Origin of the sequence: Streptomyces sp. NBC_01077 (assembly GCF_045162855.1) — a bacterium.
Taxonomy (GTDB): Bacteria; Actinomycetota; Actinomycetes; order Streptomycetales; family Streptomycetaceae; genus Streptomyces.
Genome location: NZ_CP108669.1, coordinates 142,190 through 163,537, shown reverse-complemented (window position 1 = coordinate 163,537; position 21,348 = coordinate 142,190). Strand labels below are relative to the sequence as shown.

Genomic DNA, 21,348 nt, shown 5'->3' with positions numbered 1-21,348 from the left:
TGGTCAAACCCCGACGGCCGTGGAAGGAACTGTCCGGCATGGGACTCGCCACCGCCGAGTCCGTCGACTGGCAGAACTACTGATTGCACGGTGAGGCAGGCCACGTCCCACCGGTCTAGTGCGAGAACATCCACTGCCGAGCCACCACGAAAGCCCAGGTCGTAACCATAACTGAACTGTCTGCGCAACCCGGAACAGTTCAGTTTTCGACGTGGGAGAGGTTCTTGGTCGTGTCACGTGCCCGGGGTCGGGTCATTGGAGCAACGGTACGAGTACCGCTGCGGGGTCGTGGCGGTGTTGAAGCATACGGAGTCGGGCCAGGTTGCCGCCGTATGCAGCCCGCGTCTCGGTTTCGGTTTCGGGGAGGCCGGGTCGCAGTTCTACGTTGTAGACCCCGACGGTATGAGCGGCCAGTGCCCGCAGCGTGTCGCGGGCCCATGCTATGCAGGCTTCGCCGTCGACGGCGTCGTCCCAGATCGCGTTCACCGGGATGCTCCATTCGCTGGCTCTGCCCCAGAACGCGGTAGCGGTGTCGTCGACGTCGGCCAGAGCCCCGCCGGTGTGCTGGAAATCGATGCGGCACGCCCGCGTGGGTGCGGTATGGATCCGGTCGGCAAGGGTGTCGGCGGCCGCGGCGTCGAGAGTGGGACCGGTGAAGGCCGCCTTGCCGAAGAACGAACCACGCGGTCCGTCGCCCGGCTGGGGCAGCCGGATCGGGTTGGGTTCCGCGCCGTCGGCACCGGGGATGGCGAACTCGGGCAGCCCGGCCGGATAGCGGCCGGAGGTCTCCGATCGGTGGAGCGGCGAGGAGCCCGCGCCGGCGACGACGGCGGAGGCCGCTGACCTGGCCTGCCGGATGGCGCTGTCGTGCTGGCTCGAACAGGCGGTGTAGAGGAGCAGGACCGGCTCGTCGGGCGAGAGGGAGGTGCGGCCGAGGACTGCGCTCATCGTGGTGTGTCGCGGGAGCTCGGGAGCGATCCGGAAGTAGGTGGCGAGCGCGTCCAGGCCCACCACTGCGCGGTCGACCCAGACCGGGCCGATCTCGTGAGTCCGGAACACGGCGGAGGTGACTACCCCGACGGAGGGCGCGCCCCCCTGCACCGCCCACCACAGGTCGCCTTCGTCGCCCGAGTTCCTCTCCGAGAGGTGGACGACGTCACCTGACGGGAGCACGAGCTCGACCCCGACGAGGTGATCGAGGGTGAGTCCCAGGGATCTTGTCAGACAGCCGACCCCTCCGCGGGTGGCCATTCCAAGGCCGGTGTGGCCGACGACGCCGATGGGCACGGCACGCCGCGCCGGGGCGACGGACCTGAGCATGGTGGTCATGGTCGCACCACCGTCGGTGACCACTCGGTCTCCGTCCGGACGGGCGGCGGACAGATGCTGCGAGAGGTCCAGCATGATGGCTCCGTCGGCGACACAGTTCGAGCTCAGACCGCCGCCACGCACGGCTACCCGCACTCCCGCCGCTGTCGCGGTGCTCATGACGCTCGCGACGTCGTCGACCGTGCGGGGCGCCACGACGCACGTAGGCCGTCGACGGCTGGCCTCGGGAAAGAAGACTTTCGCCAGTGCGTTCCCGTACCCGGCGGTGCCAGGCGCGTGCACCCCTGATCCGAGCCTTGATCGCAACTGCCCGACGATGTCGTCAGAGGGGCGGACGCGCGCGCTCAATGGGGCGTCCAGGGGCGGGGGTTGCCCGGGGAACGGACGGGGAGTGCGGGGGTGTCATAACAGGTCACGGTGGCTCCGACTTCCCGGTGATGGGTTTCGGGCAGAGAGCCTTCGGTTGTCCCAGATGCACAGAGAGGCGACTTCGGAAGAGTAGAGAAGCCGAGAGCGGTGCACAAGAGTTCGGGGCCGAGCGGGACCGGCCTGCCCACGGAGCTTGGGCAGCTCCACGGCCGTGGGGTCGCTGCACGAACCGCTCTCCGGCGTCGCAGTTCACATACCGGCCCCCGTCCGCCGGATCAGGAGTCGATGAATGTGGTTGACGCTGGCGCCGCAGCATAGAGGCCGGTCTGGCGTCCGCCAGTAGGCGGACCGGCTCAAAGCGACCTGGCCCTGGGGCGGTCCGGGTACACAGTCGGCGGTGAATTCTGGTGGTAGCGCGACTCTCTCAGGAGTCTCGCCTCACCATGATCTGTACAAGATCAACTCAGTGCGATCGGGGCCGAGGCGGCGAACAGTGACGAGGTGCGAGGGTCGTGTAACTGGGGTCACACTGGGTTGATCCATCAATTCCCGGCTGTGGCCGGGACGTGCTGAGAAGAGGTCGCGCATGCGTGTGAACGTGGGTGATGTGCTGCGGTTCACCAGCCACAAGGTTGGTACTGCGGAGCACCATGCGGAGGTGTTGGAGGTTCTTGGGGCCGGGGGCGAGCCGCCGTATCGGGTGCGCTATGACGATGGCCGCGAGACGGAAATTTTCCCGGGCGTCGACTGTGTGCTCGAGGATGCCGTGCATCTCAGATCCCCGCACGTCGACTGACCTGCCCATATGGTGGTGGTCCTGTCTTCTTCGTGTTCGTCCAGAATGCGGGTGGTGATGGTCGTGAATGATCGGGCGGTGTCGGTCAAGGTGACTTCGGGCGGCTATGTGGTGTCCTGCCCGGGCACGCGGGTGATCGGGTGGGGGCCGACGGAGGCGGCTGCCTGGGAGGACTTCTGGGCGGCGGTGCGTGCTGACTGGAAGTCGCCGGAGCAGGACACGGTCGCCTCTCTGGGCGGGCGGCTGCCACCTGGTCTGCCCAGGTGGCGGCGGGTGCGCACGATTCGGGTGCGGGACCTGTTCGGCTGACCGGCGAAAGGGGATCCGGCCTCGGAGCTGAGAAGGCGGCGATCTGTGACGGTCTTTGTCGTGATGGTTGGGCAGTTTCTTGTGGGGGTGTGTGACCGCGTCGTCTGTAGTGGCTGGTGCGGGCTTGGTGTTGTCGTCTGCATCGCAAGTGTGACCAGTGCAGGACGGGCCGATGGGTATGGGGCGGCGGTGGATCAGGCGTCGGAGTCCGGGGAAGCTGAGGGGGACGAGGTCGGAGGATCCGTTTCTGCTTTGTCGGTGTCGAGCGTGTGGGCCCGTAGGACGGTGAGGCGGCCATGGCCTGGGTCATGCGGCGGTGCCAGCCCGGGTGGCAGCGGACCTGGTAGTCGGCCAGGCCGCATTCCTGCTTGGCGGCCTGAGGCACTCCTGGACCACTCAGCGGCTGCCGGCGACGTGGATCAGCTGGTCGAGGGCGGTATCGGCAGGGTCGTAGGATTCAGGCCGCGGCGGATGATCACCCGGTGACGGTATTCCCGGTGTCAGGGCCTGACTTCCACTCGGGCCTGGTCGAAGACGCGGGGTCACGGGCGCCGTTCCCGGTGGGGTTGTTGTTGATGCCCGGTCGTGAGCGGGTGAGCTGAAGGCTGTGCATGGGCGGCTCGTCCATCGTTTCTTCAGGTCGGAGCCGAATCGACGCTTGCGTGTATGTGGGGTTGCACTCCGCTCGAGTGCATCGATTCGCGCTGCGGGGCGTGCTGCCAGGGCGTCAGGTGGCTCGAGCAGGCCGGGAGATGGGCGGCGGCGATTCGCGGTGGCGTCCGGTGGGGTGTAGCCGTCAGCGGGGGCCGGTACTACTCACGCTCACGCCCGGAGTGACCACGCCGATGCTGGGCGGCTGTGTGGGGCTGCCAGGCATGTGCCGGTATATGTGATGGCGTCAATGGAGAGGGTGCCGGGCAGGGGCGATGGCCGTGGAATCGGCACTGGGGGAGTCCAGGGGCTTCCATGTCGCGAGTCGAGGGGCGCGGCGTGCTGATCTGGGCGACGTCGGTGTGCTGAGTGTCGCAGTGGGCAACGGCATGCAGCGGGTCGTTCATGTGCCGACTTGGAGAACACCTTCAGTGCGTGGAGTGCCGCGTCTGCGGCGGTGTCGCCATCCCGACGCGGTTTGTCATCATCACGTACCCCGTCCGGCTCTTCATGTACGTCGGCCGGTTGCCTCGACAGTCTGCACCACACCTCACCATGCGGCCGACATCGGCTTCATCCCGATCAGGGAATGCCTGCCAGTAGTTCTGGCCTCGGTGTGCGCGGTCAGCTTCTCGGCGCCACTGTCTCCGGCGCCTCCGATCGCGTGGGTAGCCAACCGGTGACCTGGCCGCCGGCGGCGCGTTGGTACGACGATGAGGCGAGCCGATCTTCACCGCGCTGACCGTCCACTGGGCCGCCACAGGCGTGTCGTACCGGGTACCGAGGGACTCTGAGCGGACCATGTTGACAGGCAGCCCTTCCTGGCCCGGGCCGGCAGAGGCCGACGGGTACGGGCACTCCCACCTTTCCCGCACCCTGCCGCACCGGCCAGTAGCCCCGAATGGCCTGCCCGGCGCAGCCGGACTGCCGCTCCGCAACAGCATCCGATGGGGCATTTGTTCATTTTGGGTATTGGTTGCTCAGTGATGACAAGCAAAGCGGGAGGAAGGTGGTCAGTGGAGGGATATCCCGGACCCGCCTCCCGGACCACAAGAGCAGTTCCTCGCGGAAGTGATCGCCATGTATGCCACCACTGTTCTCGGCACCCTCACCGGCCGGTCCGGCGGCGCGGGTGCGCGACCGCAGGCCGCGGAGACCGGCGCCGGTGACGCCGGCGTGGCGCGCATCCCCGCTCCCCGTAAGCCTGCTGATGACGACGTCACTCAGATGCTGGAGCACCGCCCGGAGGCTGCGGGCGACGCCCGGCGCACCGCCCAGGCCGTTCTTGAGGCATGGAGGGTGGACCCGGAGACGGCCGAGACTGTTGTACTGGTGGTCTCGGAGCTGGTCACTAACGCGGTCGAACACGCCTGCGCCCCGCTTCATCTGCATTTGCACCGCGAGCGTTGCGGGAGCCGGGTGTGGGTGGGTGTGACCGACGGAGGCCCCGCCCTGCACGATGGCGCGTGGACCTCCTCGTGCGGCGAGGGCGAGCACGGCCGTGGGCTCGGCATCGTTGAAATGCTGGCCGACGCCCACGGTACGCGTCGCCACACCGGCGGTTCCACCCACTGGGCACGCCTCACGGCAGCCTGATCCCCTCCAGACCCCGGCCCCGCACACCTGACAGATCAGGGGCCCGGTCGGCACCAGAGGACGCGGCGTGGCGGACCAGCCCCCGGCGGTATCCCCAACGTTTCCCCGCGGGTCCCGCCCGTCGCCTTGCTCGTGGCCTCGCAGTGAAGCTTCCCGCCTTCAGAGGTCTCCGAAGCCGCCCACAAAGTCGCAGCCGAGTCGCCCCCGCCTCGAAGCCGCCATCGATATCGCGGTGACTCGCGCTGGTGCAGCAACCGACCGATGAAGGGCCGACACGACGGACTGCGGGGCACCGCCCTGCACGAGATCCGCGACTTCGAGCCCGACAAGCTCGGCTGGCTCTTTCAGGTATAACTCCTGGGATCGCTGATAGATCAAGCGCGCCTATGCCCATCAGCTCATGGATGCTGCGCCCGTTCTCGCCCGGATGGCTGCAGCGGGCAGACATGCCTCCGCCAACGAGATGGGCACGAAGTCCACCACACCTGCTATCAGATGTGCGGTCAAGGCCCGAAGGGCTCATTCCTGCCCTGACGTTCGGCGACGACGAAACCGGCTGAATCCGGATCAGGGCCCGGCGTTCGTCGTCGAACCCGTGCGCTGCCGGGCTTTTGCCGAGTTCCTCCTCCAGCGCCGAACCGGGCATCGGCGACGGCCGGAGAGTTCGCCCGACCCACGGAACACGAGCCCTCCATGCCGCCCTCGCGCCAGGAACGACGCCAGCGCTCCACCCACCGCGCACTCACCCGCAAATCCCTCGCGATCACCGCAGTCATCTCACTCACTGCGAACCGCCTGCCAGCCTGAAGCCAGCTCTTCTCGCGAAAGCTCGACGCAGTGGTCAGGCGCCCACCCCTCCGGATATCTCACCCTCGGCACACTGCAGGGATCATGACGGGTCACCACCCGACGCGACCCGAAACCTAGTAGCAGGCCAGGCATTCGGCATTAGGGGCAGTTGACCTGGCCCGGACACTGCGGTTTGACATGGTTCATGCGTGTCGTGGGGCTTCTTACAAGAAGAGGGAGGGAAGCTTGGCCGTCGGTATGGCAAGGGAAGGGGCTGGTACGGGTGGCCACGGAGGCGAAAGAGATGAGTACCGCGGTGCTGCGGCCGTTCAGGGGCGAGGACAGGACGGCGGTGCTAGAACTCGTCTCGGCGGATCTGCTACCCGGTTTGCCCGGTCTGACCTTCGCCGAGCTCGACCAGGCAGTGCAAGGTACCGGCCCCAGCGGCCCCGCTGTTCGGGCCGGGCTGGAGGGAGTGTGTACCGAGGTGCTTGCCTGTCCGGATGGTCGGGTCGTGGGCGCGGTTTCCTGGGCGGTCCGATCATCTGACGGGACGGTGATGTTGTTGTGGCTGCACTGCCTGGAAGATGAGCAGATCCTGGCTCGGGCGCTGATCGGGCGTGCGGTGGCACGGTTGGGACGGAGGGCGGTGCACGCGTTTGCGGAGCCCACCGCACTGGCACCCGCGGGCCTTGCGGTGAACAACCGTGCCGGAACCCGCCGGGCCTTGGAAGACTGTGGATTCTCCGGTACGGACCGGTGGCGCTACTTGCACCGTCGGCTGGACGATCGCGGTGGCCACTTGCCTGCGCTCGCGGATGTGGTCGAGTGCCCAGGGCTTCCGGGCTGGCGGCTCGATCTGCGGGAGTGGGACGGCGCACGGATTGGAGAGGCTCTCGTCCGTGCACCAGTCGAAGGCGTCACGGCTCTGGAATGGGCGCGGCTGACACCGGGGCGGCGCAGCATGGGCAACAGCCTTCTGGAGCAATGCCTTGCTCACCTTGCCGACCGCAAAGTACGCGAGGTTTCCACCGTCCTGCCAGCTCCCTCGGACGACCAGCCGAGCCTGGACGCCGCCCTTGCGCTCCACACAGCTGCCGGTTTCACCGAGATCGACCAGCTCTACACGTTCATCCGCCGCCCCTGACCAGAAGCGGTCAGGCCAGGTTCAAGGAGAAGATGTGTCGATCGATCGAACGGGCAGCCGGGGAGGGGCTGATGGCCCGTTTGATGGCCCCGGATGACGAGCTGGCGATGGTGGATCTGATCGACCGGAGCATCCTGGTGCCTGGGAGAGAGTTTCAGGGCGGGCTGGGGGCTTCGCCGTGTGCGACGAGCACGGCGGCGTGGCGGGTGCGGTGCAGTGCGGTGTCCGGTCTGCAGACGGGGGAGGCCTGATCGTGCGGCTGCACGCCGCGAGGATTCAGGGCGAGCGCGCGCTGATTGCGCTGGCTCAGACCCGTCTCGGCGATCGGATGCCATATGCGTGCGCCGGGCCGGCCACTACTACCGGACTTCCGGTTCTGCCCGTCTCACGGCGTCCCGTGACACCCGCGGGCCCTGACCGCCGCCATCTTCACCCCGGCTTCGGCGCAGCGGTACTTCCCTCGTGATCTCACCGCCACTCCGCCGCTGCCGTCAACGGTGGTCCGGCAGAGTGGCAGGGCCACAGGGCATCGTAGGCACCCGGGGCCTTGACCCCTGATCTTGGACACACGAGAGACTGGATCCTGTGGATCTGAGGACGGACATCTCGTGGTCATGAAGAACTATCCGCCGGAGTTCAAGGCGGACGCTGTCGCGCTGTACCAGTCGCGGCCCGGAGCGACGATCAGGCAGATCGCCGCTGATCTGGGGATCAACCCCGAGACGCTGCGCAACTGGATCCGGGCGGGCGGCGCGAGCCGTCCCCGCGGTCACCGGGCGGAGGAACCGGCCCGGCCACCGGTGCCCCTGGAGGCGGAGAACGCCGCTTTGCGCAAGAAGGTCCGTGAGCTGGAGGAGGAACGCGAGATCCTGCGGAAGGCGGCGAAGTATTTCGCCGGGGAGACGCGCTGGTGAACCGCTTCCAGTTCGTCGCCGACCATCAGCGCCGCTTCGGCGTGAAGCGGCTGTGCACCATCCTCTGTATCGCCCGCTCCAGCTTCTACCACTGGCGCGCGACAGCCCCCGACCGGGCCGCCCGCCAGGCGGCCGACGCCCGCCTCGCAGCCCGGATACGGGCCGTGCACCTCGAATCGGATGGCACCTACGGCGTTCCCAGGATCACCGCCGAGCTCCGCGCGGACGGCGAACATGTCAACCACAAGCGGATCGCCCGCGTGATGCGAAGCATCAATCTGCAAGGAGTGCGGCTGCGTCGCAGACACCGCACCACGATCCCGGACGAGGCGGCCGCGAAGACCCCCGACATGATCAAACGGGACTTCACGGCCGACACGGTGAACAGTAAGTACGTCGGTGACATCACGTATCTCCCTTTGGAAGGCGGGAAGTTCTTGTATCTGGCCACCGTCATCGACCTCGCCTCACGGCGTCTGGCCGGCTGGGCACTCGCGGAGCACATGCGAACCGAGCTCGTCACCGACGCCCTGGCCGCCGCCCAGCGAACCCGCGGCAGCCTCGCCGGTGCGATCATGCACACCGACCACGGCGCGCAATACGTGAGTCGGGCATTCGCCGAAGCCTGCAGGTCAGCAGGGGTGATCCAGAGCATGGGCACGATCGGGTCCAGCGCGGACAACGCACTCGCCGAGTCCTTCAACGCAGCCTTCAAACGGGAAACACTCCAAGGCAGAAAGTCCTGGCCCAGCGAGCGCGAAGCCCGCCTCGACGCATTCCGGTGGCTCCACCGCTACAACACCCGGCGCCGTCACTCCCGCCTTGGACACCGCAGCCCCATCGCCTACGAAACAGCAGCCACAACACCATCAACTACGCTGGCCCAAGCCGCATAACCCGTGTCCAGTATTCGGGGTCAAGGCCCCCGGGAGCCCGCCACGCTGCGTACTGCGGGCCTACACGGGAGCGGCACTGCATGCTTTGTAGGTTCCGTACCCAACGCGGGAGGTATCGGGCGCGCCGGGTACGGAGCATAGGGCGGCGGTGGTGCCGCCGGTTTCAGGCCCCGGGATATCCGGCGGCCATGCGGCTGCTCGGGGCATGGGCTGAACCACCAGGTGGTGGTGATGTCGAGTGCGGTGGGAGCATCGGTGATGCTGGCGCCGGTGCGGGCGGGGTCGGCGCCGGGGATCGGGTGGCAGGTGGTGCGCAGCAGTGTGTAGAGCTGGATGGTTCGGGCGGAGGTGCGCACGTGGTCGTGGTGCCGGTGGCTCGGATGTGGCCGCCGCCGGGTGCGGTGGTGATCACGGCGACGCCTGGCGCGGCGAGGTCGACGCCGGCGGCGGTGGAAGGGCCGGGTAGGGGCTGGGCCAGGGCTGCTGCTGCATGGTGGCCGCCTGCCGGGTGGGTTCCGGTGCGTGCGAGAGGCGCAGCGGCCAGTAGGCACTGCCGGGCGGATGTCCAGGGCAGCCTTCACCGTGGCGGGGGTGTCCGAGGCGAGGGCGAGGCCGGCCTTGCCCTCGGAGCCGGTCACGGCATGGGCGGTGGCGCCGGTCCCGATAGCCCACACATGCGCGCCTGCCACGATGACTCCGGCTGCGGCTGGCCTCCTGGCTCACGTAACTCGCCGGGCTGCGTTCCCGCTGACCCCTGCGTGCCCTCAGGCCTTGCCGCTCTGATACCAGACCCCGGCTTGATGCCGCCGCCCTGCTCAATCATCACCCAACAGTCACTTTCGAAATGTCCGTCACACGCCGCACACCACTGGAATGCCGCCGGTGGTGTGCGGGCATGCCACCGCGCACATCGGACCCCGGGCCGCCACAGGGCCATGTCAGCCTTGTGGCGGTCTCGGTGGCCGGGTGGGCTGCTCAAATGGAAAAGCGGCCGACCTGGCCATGTCTCACATGCCCATGCCAGGCGTCTGTCCGTACTGCGGCTGAAGCCCGAAGAGGCTCTGACCCTGCAGCTGGCCGAGCTGGGCCTGCGGCTGCATGCCGGGGAACTGGCCGGACTGCCCCTGTCCCGGGAACCGTCCCATCTGGCCCTGCTGGCTCTGGTTGGTGAGCTGGGTCAACGCAGTGTGGACGATGGGGGCGATCCGGCGGGCGCATTCGGTCAGCACCTGGCTGAAGGCGTGAGGCGGGATGTGTCCCTGCGCCTGGATGCCCATCAGGATTTGCGGGTCCGTCCGCAGCTGCTCCACCACTGCAGACAGTGCGGTCGCCGAACAGCGCAGGGACAGTTCCGTCACCATCAGCGGCAGCTGCTGCATGCCCTGCATGCTGAACTGCCCGTGGCCCTGCTGGGCCCAGGGCTGCTGGCCGGGGGCCTGGAGGCTCCACGGCTGCTGAGGGGAGATCGGCTGGTCGTAGGGCTGCTGGGTCTGGGGCTGGCTGATCTGCTGGGGGGTGTAGACAGACATACGGGACTCCTCCTTGAGTCTCCGGGGGAACTGCAGGGGTGAACGACGCGACCGGACGACGGTCTGCCGACGTGGAGCAGCAAACCACCAACTGACCAAGAACACATTCCGGGACATACCACCAAGCGGTGGAGTGCCCACTGACAGCCTGCTACGGCACACGCAGCTGTCCGTATTGCAGGTGTCGCCTGTCCCTGGGAGGCGCGGGGGTGAGGTGGCAGGGCGCATGGCGGGGTAGGGCCGGAGATATGAGTGGCATGCGCCTTACGCCATCAGGCGGGTCGCCTGCATCACGGCCGTGATCGGCGTGCCGACGGAGAAGCGGTGGCCAGGCAGTGCCAGCGCCCCTACCGACTTCCACAAGGCCGAAGTGTGTGGATGATGCATTGATCTCCCTCGGGCTGGCATCTGTACCTGTCGATGAGTCAGCTCCGGAGGTCCGAGCGCCTCTGGTGTCAACGGCGCTTGGGTGCAGCGAGGCTCAGATCTCTTGTTCACCCGCAACGGGTCGTAGACCGGCCAGCTCCGATGCTGGAGCTGCCTAGGCTCTGTCTGACAAACGATCTTGGGTGGGTTCGCGGAGCCAGAGGATGAGCGAGGCGAGGTGGACTCCGGCCTTGTAGCGGGCGGCCAGTTTGTCGAAGCGGGTGGCGATCGCACGGAACTGTTTGAGGCGGTTGAAGCAGCGTTCGACCACGTTGCGTGCCTTGTAGAGCTCGCGGTCGAAGACCGGCGGCCTGCCGCCGGTCTGCCCGCGCCGCACACGGTTGGCCTTCTGATCCGACCGCTCAGGGATCACCGCTCGGATGCCCCTGCGCCGCAGGGTCTGACGGATCGCCCGGGAGGAGTACGCCTTGTCCGCGATGACCACGTCGGGCCTGCGGCGGGGCCGCCCGGCACCGGTCCGGGGCACCCTCAACTCGTCCATGACCGTGTCGAAGACGGTGGAGTCGTTGACGTTACCCGGCGTGACGACAACGGCCAGGGGCAGGCCCCTGCCGTCGCAGGCGAGATGGACCTTGGTGGTCAGCCCGCCGCGGGACCGACCGAGCGCCTGGCCAGCCGACGGACGTGCCGGATCTTCCAGTTCGTCCCCCGCCGCCGCCCCTTTTTGCGGGCGCCGGCGGCGTGCTGGTGAGCTCGGTTGATCGTGGAGTCGACCGACACGGTCCACTCCACGGCTCCGACGGAGTCGTCCCGGACCTGGGCCTGTTCGAGCAGACGGGCCCAGGTTCCGTCCGCCTCCCAGCGAGCGAACCGCTCATAGGCCGTCTGCCACGGCCCATAGCGTTCCGGCAGGTCACGCCACGGCGCACCGGTCCGCAACCGCCACAACACCCCGTTGATCACCTGCCGATGATCTCGCCACGGCCGACCTCGCCCATCAACACCCGGCAGCAGAGGCGCTATCCGCTCCCATGCCGCATCCGTCAGCTCACCACGACCCACCACAAGATCAATTATCAGACAGGTCCTAGGGATCGTTCACGACTAGGCAGAAGAGCTCCGAGGCAACGCTCTTGGAGTCCTCGGCGCGTTACTCAGGCCGCCTGAGCGGCGCCCCCTTCCCCTCTTCTGTCCCCGTGGCTCGGACAGGTACGTCCCGTAGCTCAGGCGCTTCGGTCGCCGGCGAGGCGGAGACTCCTGGGGCCGCTTGCACAGTCGGGCCCTGCAGCCGAGGACTCGGTGAGCGGCTCGATGGAAAGGAGGACATGATCGACAAGCATGATCATGTTCTCGTCCAGATCGGCCAACCACCTCTGAAGTAGGGCGCATTCACCGGCCTCGATCGACGCAACGCGGCCCGAGTGAAATGAGAGAGGAACGCACGGCGGGCACGCCTGGTCGGCACGCCGCCCCGAAGCCTCGGCGGACTCGACGCTGTTCTCCGAGCCGACGAACGGGTTGAAGGTAGCCAACAGCGGCGGATTTGCACAGTCCCTCGGCCAATATGAGTCTGGGCCGTCCTTCTTGACCACGGGGCCGACGGTGGTACCGAAGGAACCTCACCCGTCGTGCGCATGATGTTTATGTCTCCCGGCAATCGATTGAGGACGTACTACTCATGGACACGTCATCCCCTTGGCGGGGCACCATAAGTAGACGCGAGCGGAGGTCTGTTGCTCACTCCAGTAATAGCCGCCTCCCGGCTGCCTCGGGCTCTTCGGCTCGCCCGCGCACACAACTCACCTGTGGAGCCACCATGCCAGAATGGCCAAGACGCTTGTCTTCGCTCGTAGCCATGACGTGTTTCGCGTCCGCTTCGCTCCTGTTCTGCGCGCCGGCGCAGGCCGCGAGCATGCCTGACCCGGTTCTCTTCGTACACGGATGGTCCGGGGCCTCATGGAACTGGTCGCTCATGATCAGTGACTTCAGGGCTGCCGGCTACCCGGGGGGCCGGCTGGAGGCCATCTCGTACAACACGGAGCAGTCCAACGCGGAGACCGCCGAAGAAGTCCGTGATGCCGTGAACCGACTGCGAGCTCGTACGGGATCGGACAAGGTCGACATCATCAGCCATTCCATGGGAGGACTCAGCACCCGTTACTACCTCAAGAAGCTCGGCGGTGTTGAGGCTGTAGACGACTGGGTGTCGATCGGCGGGCCGAACCACGGAACGTACACAGCGTCACTGTGCGCACCGTTCCTCCCATCGTGCCGCGAGATGGCGGTCGGCAGCGCGTTCCTGAGCGACCTCAATGGAGGGGACGAGACCCCAGGGGATGTGCACTACTCGACCTTGCGATCCTGGTGCGATGAGATCATCAACCCCGACACCAGCACAAAACTGTATGGAGCAACCAACATCAACGTCGGTTGTGTCGGACATGCAGCCCTGCTGGTGGACTATGACGTCTCTTTGGCGGCCCAGAATCTTGTCAAGGCGCAGTGATTTAGCGGTGGTTCGCATCTGCGCTTTTTCTCGCTGGTAGTGCCAGTGCCGAGGGCTCGGTGGCAGCGAGGCCAGTCAGTGGAGCCTACGTTGGGTTGAACGGGCCAGTTGTAAGGTCCAGAGCTCCAGAGACGCCGGGTGGTATGGCTTTCAGCGGGTTGCATTCGATGGTTCCCGTTACCTGGCCACCCGGTGTCTCATGTCGACTCGGCCGCCGATTACTGACTTCAGCTCGTCGGGGTGAATCTGTGTGAAGTCCCTGACGGGTGAAGGCGGGTGGCTGTATCCGTGAGGTGTGAGATATGCAGATGGGGGCGGGCTGACGCCGACGGGGCGCCGGCGTCGGGAGACGGTTCGGATGCAGGCGGCTGAACTGTTCGAGCAGCAGATCAAGCCGTCGGAAGTCGCACGGCGGCTGCGGGTGAGTGTGAAGTCGGCTTATCAGTGGCACCAGTTGTGGCGGGATGGCGGTGTTCAGGCGCTGGCCTCCCGTGGTCCGAGCGGGTCGCGGTGCCGGCTGTCCCCGCGGTCTTTGGAGAAGCTGGCCGCGTATCTGGAGCAGGGGCCGGCCGCGCATGGCTGGGTGGAGGACCAGGTGTGGACCGCCTCGCGGGTGGCCACGCTGATCGGCAGGAAGTTCCATGTCTCCTACAGCGTCTCGGGTGCGACCCGGCTGATGCACCGGCTGGGCTTCAGCCCGCAGGTGCCCGCCCGGCGGGTCGCGGAGCGCGATGAGCAGGCTGTCGCCGTATGGAAGGAGGCGACCTGGGCGGAGGTAAAAGGGCGAGGGCGGCCTGCGGGGGCTACGTCTGCTTCGAGGACGAAGCCGGGTTCACCCGCAGGCCGCCGCGGGGACGGACCTGGGGCCGGCGCGGAGTGACCCCGGTTGTCACCATCAGCGGCCGCCGTTCGGGCCGGCTGTCAGTGGCCGGGCTGATTGCAATGCGGCCGGGTTCCCGGACCCGGCTGTGTCACCGCCTGCGGAGTCATCCCGCGGGGAAAAGTGCCCGTCGCAGTATGGGCGAGCGGGACTTCATCGCGCTGATCGACGGTGTCCACCAGCTGGTCGGGGCACCAATCGTGCTGGTCTGGGACCGGTTGAACACCCACGTGTCCCGCAGGATGCAGGCCCTCGTGGCCGAGCGGGCATGGCTGACGGTGTTCCTGCTGCCCGCCTACTCGCCCGACCTCAACCCCGTCGAGTGGGTATGGGCCCACGTCAAACGCAGCCTCGCCAACCTCGCCGTCATGGCCCTCGACCAGCTCGAAGCCCTTGTCCGTAACAGGCTCAAACGCCTTCAATACCGGTCCCACACCCTCGACGGCTTCATAGCGGGGACCGGCTTGACCCTCGTCGAGCAACTATCACCCTGACGAGCTGACGTCAGTAAGAGCTGCGGGCCCCTGTAGGGGCATCGCTGAGTAGAACCACGCTGGCGAGGTCGTCCGGGAAGGGCAGCGCACACCGAGCGACCGGAGGAACTGGCGGCTCAGATCCGGGCGGGTACGGACATCGGAAAGACCCGCGAGAGTGTCCGGCGAGCGCTCCTTCGCCCAGCTGCAACCTGGCTGATCCTGCCGGGCTCCTGAACCGATAGCGGGGCGTCTGTAGATTGCGTATCGTGCGAGGCGGCGTCCCGCGAGGATGATCATGAGCCACTTGGCCATCGCCTCGTGGCGTTCTGGGAGCGTCCATAGTCGTGGACGCACGCTATCCGGACCTGCCTGGCCGATCGTCCGTCGTCGGTTCGCCCGCTGGTGCAAGGAGCGGGTCTGGGCCCGCCGCGATTCATGGGGCGACTCCTTTCTGTGGAGGAAGAGAGGGGCCGAGGCTGGCGCGCAGGTGCGTGGAAGCAGGAATCGCGTGATGGTGGGGGTATGGCAGCGTTGATCGTTGTAAGTGAGCCGGGCGAGACAGGTGGCCGCCAGGTTACCGTGATGCGTCGTGGTCACGAGGAGTCTCTGGGGACGGCGTTCTCTGATCACGATGTCATCGCCTTCCTCCAGGGCGCGGGCTTGAGTGATCCGGAAGAGGTGCTGGACGACCCGCGCTGGCTCCAGTGGCGTGGGGGACGGGCATGGAATCCGCTTTCGAACGGCGGCTGACAAGTCAGAGCCCCACGAGAGGGCGCGTCTCTATGGCACGGGGCTTTGCGGTATGCGCCTGGTGAGCAGTGAGTGGGTCTTGGGTAGCCGGGTAGTCTCTCTTCACGCGATGACAGGAAGAGCCCTCCCCGGCCCGCCAGCGCCCCCCTGCACAACCTTTCGACTCCTAACGAAATGATCTTTCGGCTGGTCGGATGGTGCCCTGAGATCTTTTGATCTGGGTGTGAGGGTGGCTCGGCGGAAGCCGCGGGAAGTGGATGACGAGCTCTGGCCGATGATGGGACCGCTCCTGCCGAGGGCGGAGCGTCGGGCTCGGTTTCCGGGTCGGATGCGGCATCCGGTCCGGCTGGTGTTCCAGGGCATCCCCTGTTCGTCCTACATACGAGGACCATGCGGGAACGCCCCCCCCGTTATGTTCTTCGCGGTCCTGCAAGAGGGCCGCTGGCCTCCGGGTCCGGCATGACTGTGTCCCCCTGTCGAAGGCATGACCTGTGGGGTGGTGTCACCGGGTCCGGGGGTGTTCGTCGGAGACGCTGATCAGAGGTCCGGCCACCGCCCAGTCCGGCGCAATGCCGGACGGTTCGCGGGCGGCAGGTCTGCATAACGTGGATGCGCGAGCACGACACCCGAGCCGAGGCCGGTACCGCCAACACCCTTGAAAGGGAGCGATGTTCGAGATCGAAGACGTGGGCGTGTTCCTCGGCCTGGACGTCGGCAAGTCCGCTCACCACGGCCACGGACTGACCCCGGCCGGGAAGAAGGTCTTCGACAAGCCGCTGCCCAACAGCGAGCCGAAGCTGCGGGCCGTCTTCGAGAAGCTGACCGCAAAGTTCGGCACCGTCCTGGTCATCGTGGACCAGCCCGCCTCCATCGGCGCCCTGCCGCTGACCGTCGCCCGCGACGCCGGCTGCCGCGTCGCCTACCTGCCCGGCCTGGCCATGCGCCGGATCGCCGACCTCTACCCCGGCGAGGCCAAGACCGACGCGAAGGACGCGGCCGTGATCGCGGACGCCGCGCGGACGATGCCGCACACCCTGCGTTCGCTGGAACTCACCGACGAGATCACCGCCGAGCTGACCGTGCTGACCGGCTTCGGCCAGGACCTCGCCGCCGAGGCCACCCGCACCTCCAACCGGATACGCGGCCTGCTCACCCAGTTCCACCCCAGCCTGGAACGCGTCCTCGGGCCGCGCCTGGACCACCAGGCCGTGACCTGGCTGCTGGAGCGCTACGGCTCCCCGGCCGCCCTGCGCAAAGCCGGACGCCGCAGACTCGTCGAGCTGATCCGCCCCAAGGCCCCGCGCATGGCCGCACGGCTGGTCGACGAGGTCTTCGACGCTCTGGACGAGCAGACCGTGGTGGTGCCCGGGACCGGCACTCTGGACATCGTGATCCCTTCCCTGGCCAGCCAGCTCGCCGCCGTCCACACCCAGCGCCGGGCGATGGAAGCCCAGATCAACAGCCTGCTGGAGGCCCACCCTCTTTCCAAGGTCCTGACGTCGATGCCCGGCGTCGGCGTCAGGACCGCCGCCGTCCTGCTGGTCACCGTCGGCGACGGCACCAGCTTCCCGAGCGCCGCCCACCTGGCCTCCTACGCCGGACTCGCACCCACGACGAAGTCGTCGGGGACCTCGATCCACGGCGAACACGCGCCCCGAGGCGGAAACTGGCAGCTCAAACGCGCCATGTTCCTCTCCGCCTTCGCCTGCATGAACGCCGATCCCGCCTCCCGCACCTACTACGACAAGCAACGCGCCCGCGGCAAAACCCACACCCAAGCCCTCCTCCGCCTCGCCCGCCACCGCATCAGCGTCCTGTTCGCCATGCTCCGCGACGGCACCTTCTACGAATCCCGCCCGCCCGCGGACGTCGAACTCGCAGCATGACCCCAACAAGCCGAATCACCCCAAACCCGACAGGGATGCCTTGACGAAGGACATAGAGGCACCCCCCCCCGCAGGAATCGGTTTCCGGAAGGCATGACCCTGTCGGCGAAGCCTGTCGAGTGGACCTAGGCCGGCGCCGAGGCTGAGCGAGACCCTCTGGTCCGGCCTCACGGAGAGGACTGGACTTCTCGTGGGCGGGCGAAGCTGGGGCTGCTAGTACTGCAACGGTCTTTGTTGTGACGGTTGGGCAGTTTCTGGTGGTGTGTGGCCGCGTTGTTTGTAGTGGCTGATGCGGGCTTGGTGTTGGCGTCTGCGTCGCCAGTGGGACCAGCGCAGGACGTGGTCGATGGGTGCCGGTTGGCGGTGGGTGAGGCGGTGGATCAGGCGTCTGAGGTCGGGGAGGCTGAGGGGGACGAGGCCGGAGGATCCGTTTCTACTTTTCCGGTGTCGAGTTCGCGGGCTCGCAGGACGGTGAGGCAGGCGTGGGCTGCCATGGCCAGGGTCATGTGGCGGTGCCAGCCGGGATAGCGGCGGACCTGGTAGTCGTCCAGTCCGCATTCCTGCTTCGCGGTCTGGAAGCACTCCTCGACGGCCCATCGGCTGCCGGCGACGCGGATCAGCTGGTCGAGGGTGGTGCCGTCGGGGCAGTAGGCGATGTAGTACGAGATCTCCTCGGGCTGGCGGACACTGCGGCGGGCGATCACCCAGTGCCGCCGGTCTTCCCGGTGCCAGGGACGGACCTCGACTCTCGCCCAGTCGAAGACGCGCGGTCCGCGGGAGCCGTTCCCGCAGGAGCGGCGCTTCCACTTCTGCCGGGGCAGATCGTGGAAAAGGTCGTGGACGGGATGGTCGATGGCCCAGCGGGTGACGACGGTGTCGTGGCGGGTGGTGGCCATGACATGGAAGACATCGGCCTGCTCGAGCTCGGTCCGCCAGCTTTTCGAGTAGCCGTAGCCGGCGTCCGCGGTCACCCACCCGAAAGGGATCTTCTCCTCGATCGCACGGCGGACCATCGCCCTGGCCATCGCAACCTTCGTCTCGAAGGCGACCGCGTCGTCGATACCGGCCCGTCGGCACCGTTCACGATCGTCCGTCCAGGATGCCGGCAGGTAGATCCTCCGGCCTCGTCCCTCTCAGCCTTCCCGAGCTCAGACGCCTGATCCACCGCCTCACCCACCGCCAACCGGCACCCATCGACCACGTCCTGCACTGGTCCCACTGGCGACGCAGACGCCAACACCAAGCCCGCATCAGCCACTACAAACGACGCGGCCACACACCGCCCGAACCTGTCGAACCGTCACAACAAGGACCGTTGCAGTACTAGATGCCCACGGATACCCGGCTGCCGCCACGCCCAGATTCCTCACAGCGGTTGGCAAAAGCCTGCGTGGTACGGAGAAGGTGAGTGTCACGCACGACGAGCCACGACAAGCGCTGAGGGCGTGTATGTGGTGATGCCGCCAGCCAACGGGGCAGGTTTGGCCGGATGGCTGCGCGGCTGGAGGAGCTTGAGGTGATTGCTGCGTTCACCGTGCACCAGCGCCTGTCTCGGCGCCCCCACCGACTACGCGTCGACAGAACCTCTTTCGCGGCGCTTGTGCCAGTCCTCAAATGTCCACAACTCTGCTGCAGATTAAGCAACTTGAGTAGCGAGTGCTCTTCGAGGCGGGCGACGGCGCTGGTTCCATCGTATGACTGGATCTCCCTGCGAACTCGGTGCCTACGTAACTACCTTGCCCATCCGACTGTTCCGCAGCCGCAGCCGCAGCCGCAGCCGCAGCCGCAGCCGCAGCCGCAGCCGCAGCCGCAGCCGCAGCCGCAGCCGCAGCCGCAGCCGCAGCCGCAGCCGCAGCCGCAGCCGCAGCCGCAGCCGCAGCGGCGCAGAGCGGTCATCCAGGCTCACCGGAGGTATCAGCCCAATGAGACGTCACGCGCATTCGTCCAGAATCGCTTCGATTGCCGCATGCCTGCTGGTCCTATCAGCGGCCACCAATGTGGCCGCTGTGCCCACCGCCGATGCGGTTGAGGCACCTGCATCTGCCGTCGCCATGGCGGAGGATGAGGGGGCCCGCGCTATGGCTCATTCGCTCTCGGACTCCGCCTGGCGCGCTAAGGTTCAGAAGGCAGCGCTTGCCTTTGACGAGGTGCCCATCACCACTTTGGCATCCGAAACACGCAGCGCTGTGCTGCCAACTCTAGTCGAGGCCGACCGAAAAATTCTCGCTGCCAAGGGTCTTGATCCGCGCGTTGGCCAGTTGCTGCGGCTACGACTGGGAGACGACTCCATGCGGGCCGCACTGGCAGCTGGAGTCACCCCCTGGGTCGCAGCGGCAGCTTTTGATGATGATGCCCGCTTCGTGACCGCATACGACATCAGCGGCCAGATGCACACACTGGATGTCCGCGTTATACCCAGTCATCCCGTCTACGTCGTCGACATCGACAGTGCACAGGCTGTGGCTGCTGGTCTGGGAGTCATTCACGAGGAGCTACTTCGTCAGGGCTTGAACTCTTCGGCGTCCGCCGTCCCTACGGGCCTTTGGACCACCCGCATCACTGCGGTAAGAGTCTCCAATGACGAAGAGCCGTGGATCAAAGGCAAGGCCGAAATCTACACCCTGGTCACTGGTTTCGGGAAGGACGGCAGGGTGCGAGTCGACCTTGTCGGCATGCCCTACCTCGACGAAGGCAAGACCACTTACCACCCCAACCAGATCATGGTCAACTGGTCCAACTACAGGTATAACCTCGCTGACGCGGTGATGATGGAGGACGACGGCAACACCAACTACCGCGACCTCGCCAAGGCGGTCGCCACAGCCCTGCTCGCCATCGCCGACCAGGGCATGTACGTCCCCCTGGTGAATGCGGTCCTGGACGCTGTCCCCGACAGTTGGTGGACGGACGAGGACGACTACGTCGACTCTTGGTACGCCCTGGCCAAGAGCGCCAACGGCAAACGCTATGGAGCCCGTGGCAACGGCTGGATGACTGTTCAACCGTACTTCGTGGAACAGTTTTGACCCGTAACAGATCGCCCCTTTCTCATCCAGTTCGGTGACAGGAGATGCCAGCGGCACCTCGAGCTGGCAGCGCCCTCTTGAACAGCAGACCGGCGAGGTCCTTGGGCCGAGCTTGCCATGGTCGTGTCCGGCTCTGGGCGGCGATCGCCCGCGACGTCCGGACGGAGGAAGCAGCAGCTGAGGGAAGGGCAAGCCACGGCGGGAGGACCAGAGGTGGGCCATGTCGTGGAGTCTGCAGCCGATGGCAAACCGGCTGCCGGTGGGCTTCCCGGGTGATGAGTCCATGCGGATCCCGGTCGGCGACGATCGCCGTGGCGACGTCCTCACCGCTGCGGCATGACCGGACCGGGAACCGGCTGGCCGTCGGGGCCCGGATTGCCCCGGCAGCCCGTCCTGCACGTACTGGCACAAGTTTTGCAGCCAAGGGCTGCCGTCAAGCGGTTCGGGGAAGTTGATGCAGAGGGGCGGGGCACTGCATAGGACGGAAGTCGACCGAGACACCGTGGCTACGAGGAGCCCCGTTGGTGCAGTCAGGCATGTTCGCACAGACCGATGCCGGTGGAAAGGCTTTCGCGGTCGGGCACTTGGGGGAGTTGACGCAGACCAGGCAGGGGGAGCCACGGGCTGTCGTGTACTTCGTGCCAGCTCGTTAGAGCGTTCGCCAGGAGGCGGGTGAAGTGGTGCAGGCACGGTCCCCGATCATGCACGCTCGCTGAGCGCGACCGTGTCGGCAACGGCCAGAACGACTACTCCGGCAAGCACCGCGAGCACGGCGTGAACATCCAGGCCATCACCGGTGCTGCTGACAGGCTTGTCCGGTACTCGCCGGCCCGGACGGACCGTGGACGTCGCAGCTGCCCGCACTCACGGCATCATCACGCTCTGTGAGTGACCGAACATTCCAGTCCCGGCGGACAGGGCCCACCAGGGCGCCGCCGGGGGAACACTCACCACACCGATCCAGCGACACCGAAGCCGGCAGCTCGCTGCCGAAGAGGAAACTGTCAACGGGCGTACACCCGACCCATTCACCCGCGGAACGGGCCTACGCACGCCTCAAAGCCCGGCGAATCTCCCGCAAAGCCTGCGTCAGCCCCCAACAGACTCACGTC

18 protein-coding genes and 2 pseudogenes are annotated in these 21,348 nt (G+C 66.9%); 12 read left to right on the top strand and 8 right to left on the bottom strand.

Annotated elements, in window-relative coordinates; translation table 11 throughout:
* Positions 1-252: 252 nt before the first annotated feature.
* On the bottom strand, positions 253-1,524 hold the full coding sequence (locus OG462_RS00770; protein WP_406053602.1) for an FAD-binding oxidoreductase: 1,272 nt from the start codon (positions 1,522-1,524) through the stop codon (positions 253-255).
* A gap of 760 nt (positions 1,525-2,284) precedes the next feature.
* Here OG462_RS00770 and OG462_RS00765 point away from each other — a divergent pair.
* Positions 2,285-2,494 carry a DUF1918 domain-containing protein gene (locus OG462_RS00765; RefSeq protein WP_406053601.1) on the top strand — a complete coding sequence of 70 codons (210 nt, stop codon included), beginning with the start codon at positions 2,285-2,287 and terminating at the stop codon, positions 2,492-2,494.
* Positions 2,495-2,503: 9 nt separating this feature from the next.
* A complete protein-coding gene (locus OG462_RS00760) occupies positions 2,504-2,803 on the top strand; it encodes a hypothetical protein (RefSeq protein ID WP_406053599.1) in 300 nt (99 codons plus the stop codon).
* Positions 2,804-2,997: 194 nt separating this feature from the next.
* Here OG462_RS00760 and OG462_RS00755 read toward each other — a convergent pair.
* Positions 2,998-3,342 (bottom strand): annotated as a pseudogene (locus tag OG462_RS00755) (IS701 family transposase); the annotation flags it as partial.
* Between the two features lie 1,192 nt (positions 3,343-4,534).
* On the opposite strand from OG462_RS00755, the gene OG462_RS00750 reads away from it, so the two are divergent.
* Positions 4,535-5,050, top strand: coding sequence for an ATP-binding protein (locus OG462_RS00750; protein WP_406053597.1), 516 nt, complete (start codon positions 4,535-4,537; stop codon positions 5,048-5,050).
* A gap of 503 nt (positions 5,051-5,553) precedes the next feature.
* On the opposite strand, the gene OG462_RS00745 is transcribed toward OG462_RS00750, so the two are convergent.
* Positions 5,554-5,826: a helix-turn-helix domain-containing protein gene (locus tag OG462_RS00745; RefSeq protein WP_406053595.1), complete on the bottom strand. Its 273-nt coding sequence runs from the start codon at positions 5,824-5,826 to the stop codon at positions 5,554-5,556.
* Between the two features lie 317 nt (positions 5,827-6,143).
* On the opposite strand from OG462_RS00745, the gene OG462_RS00740 reads away from it, so the two are divergent.
* The 3 genes from OG462_RS00740 to OG462_RS00730 all read left to right on the top strand — a co-directional run bounded on the left by OG462_RS00740 (position 6,144) and on the right by OG462_RS00730 (position 8,796).
* Positions 6,144-6,986, top strand: a complete 843-nt coding sequence (locus OG462_RS00740) for a GNAT family N-acetyltransferase (RefSeq protein ID WP_406053593.1) — start codon at positions 6,144-6,146, stop codon at positions 6,984-6,986.
* Between the two features lie 71 nt (positions 6,987-7,057).
* A complete protein-coding gene (locus OG462_RS00735; protein WP_406053591.1) occupies positions 7,058-7,237 on the top strand; it encodes a hypothetical protein in 180 nt (59 codons plus the stop codon).
* A gap of 357 nt (positions 7,238-7,594) precedes the next feature.
* Positions 7,595-8,796, top strand: a protein-coding gene (locus tag OG462_RS00730) for an IS3 family transposase (RefSeq protein WP_406053589.1) whose coding sequence is annotated in 2 segments (ribosomal slippage) — positions 7,595-7,880 and positions 7,880-8,796 — 1,203 coding nt in all. Because the reading frame shifts where the segments join, the coding sequence is not laid out codon by codon here.
* Between the two features lie 1,007 nt (positions 8,797-9,803).
* On the opposite strand, the gene OG462_RS00725 is transcribed toward OG462_RS00730, so the two are convergent.
* From OG462_RS00725 to OG462_RS00715, 3 genes are all read right to left on the bottom strand, one after another.
* Positions 9,804-10,325, bottom strand: a complete 522-nt coding sequence (locus OG462_RS00725) for a hypothetical protein (protein ID WP_406053588.1) — start codon at positions 10,323-10,325, stop codon at positions 9,804-9,806.
* A gap of 541 nt (positions 10,326-10,866) precedes the next feature.
* Positions 10,867-11,774, bottom strand: a protein-coding gene (locus tag OG462_RS00720) for an IS5 family transposase (RefSeq protein WP_406066283.1) whose coding sequence is annotated in 2 segments (ribosomal slippage) — positions 10,867-11,429 and positions 11,429-11,774 — 909 coding nt in all. Because the reading frame shifts where the segments join, the coding sequence is not laid out codon by codon here.
* Positions 11,775-11,935: 161 nt separating this feature from the next.
* Positions 11,936-12,304 carry a hypothetical protein gene (locus tag OG462_RS00715; RefSeq protein WP_406053586.1) on the bottom strand — a complete coding sequence of 123 codons (369 nt, stop codon included), beginning with the start codon at positions 12,302-12,304 and terminating at the stop codon, positions 11,936-11,938.
* Between the two features lie 86 nt (positions 12,305-12,390).
* Here OG462_RS00715 and OG462_RS00710 point away from each other — a divergent pair, with 86 nt between their 5' ends.
* From OG462_RS00710 to OG462_RS00690, 5 genes are all read left to right on the top strand, one after another.
* Positions 12,391-13,218, top strand: a complete 828-nt coding sequence (locus tag OG462_RS00710) for an esterase/lipase family protein (RefSeq protein WP_406053584.1) — start codon at positions 12,391-12,393, stop codon at positions 13,216-13,218.
* A gap of 319 nt (positions 13,219-13,537) precedes the next feature.
* Complete coding sequence (locus tag OG462_RS00705) at positions 13,538-14,098, top strand: winged helix-turn-helix domain-containing protein (protein WP_266977486.1); 561 nt, start codon at positions 13,538-13,540, stop codon at positions 14,096-14,098.
* Positions 13,984-14,592 (top strand): transposase, encoded by a 609-nt coding sequence (locus OG462_RS00700; RefSeq protein ID WP_406066281.1) that lies wholly within the window; start codon positions 13,984-13,986, stop codon positions 14,590-14,592. Before OG462_RS00705 ends, OG462_RS00700 begins: the two co-directional genes overlap by 115 nt.
* A 504-nt stretch (positions 14,593-15,096) precedes the next feature.
* Positions 15,097-15,324, top strand: a complete 228-nt coding sequence (locus tag OG462_RS00695; protein ID WP_406053582.1) for a hypothetical protein — start codon at positions 15,097-15,099, stop codon at positions 15,322-15,324.
* A gap of 668 nt (positions 15,325-15,992) precedes the next feature.
* Complete coding sequence (locus OG462_RS00690; RefSeq protein ID WP_406053581.1) at positions 15,993-17,210, top strand: IS110 family transposase; 1,218 nt, start codon at positions 15,993-15,995, stop codon at positions 17,208-17,210.
* 380 nt (positions 17,211-17,590) lie between these two features.
* Here OG462_RS00690 and OG462_RS00685 read toward each other — a convergent pair.
* A pseudogene (locus OG462_RS00685) lies at positions 17,591-18,331 on the bottom strand (IS701 family transposase); the annotation flags it as partial.
* A 602-nt stretch (positions 18,332-18,933) separates the two neighbouring features.
* Complete coding sequence (locus OG462_RS00680) at positions 18,934-19,116, bottom strand: hypothetical protein (RefSeq protein ID WP_406053579.1); 183 nt, start codon at positions 19,114-19,116, stop codon at positions 18,934-18,936.
* A 16-nt stretch (positions 19,117-19,132) separates the two neighbouring features.
* Here OG462_RS00680 and OG462_RS00675 point away from each other — a divergent pair, with 16 nt between their 5' ends.
* Positions 19,133-20,236 (top strand): DUF3103 family protein, encoded by a 1,104-nt coding sequence (locus OG462_RS00675; RefSeq protein ID WP_406053577.1) that lies wholly within the window; start codon positions 19,133-19,135, stop codon positions 20,234-20,236.
* Positions 20,237-21,348 lie beyond the last annotated feature (1,112 nt).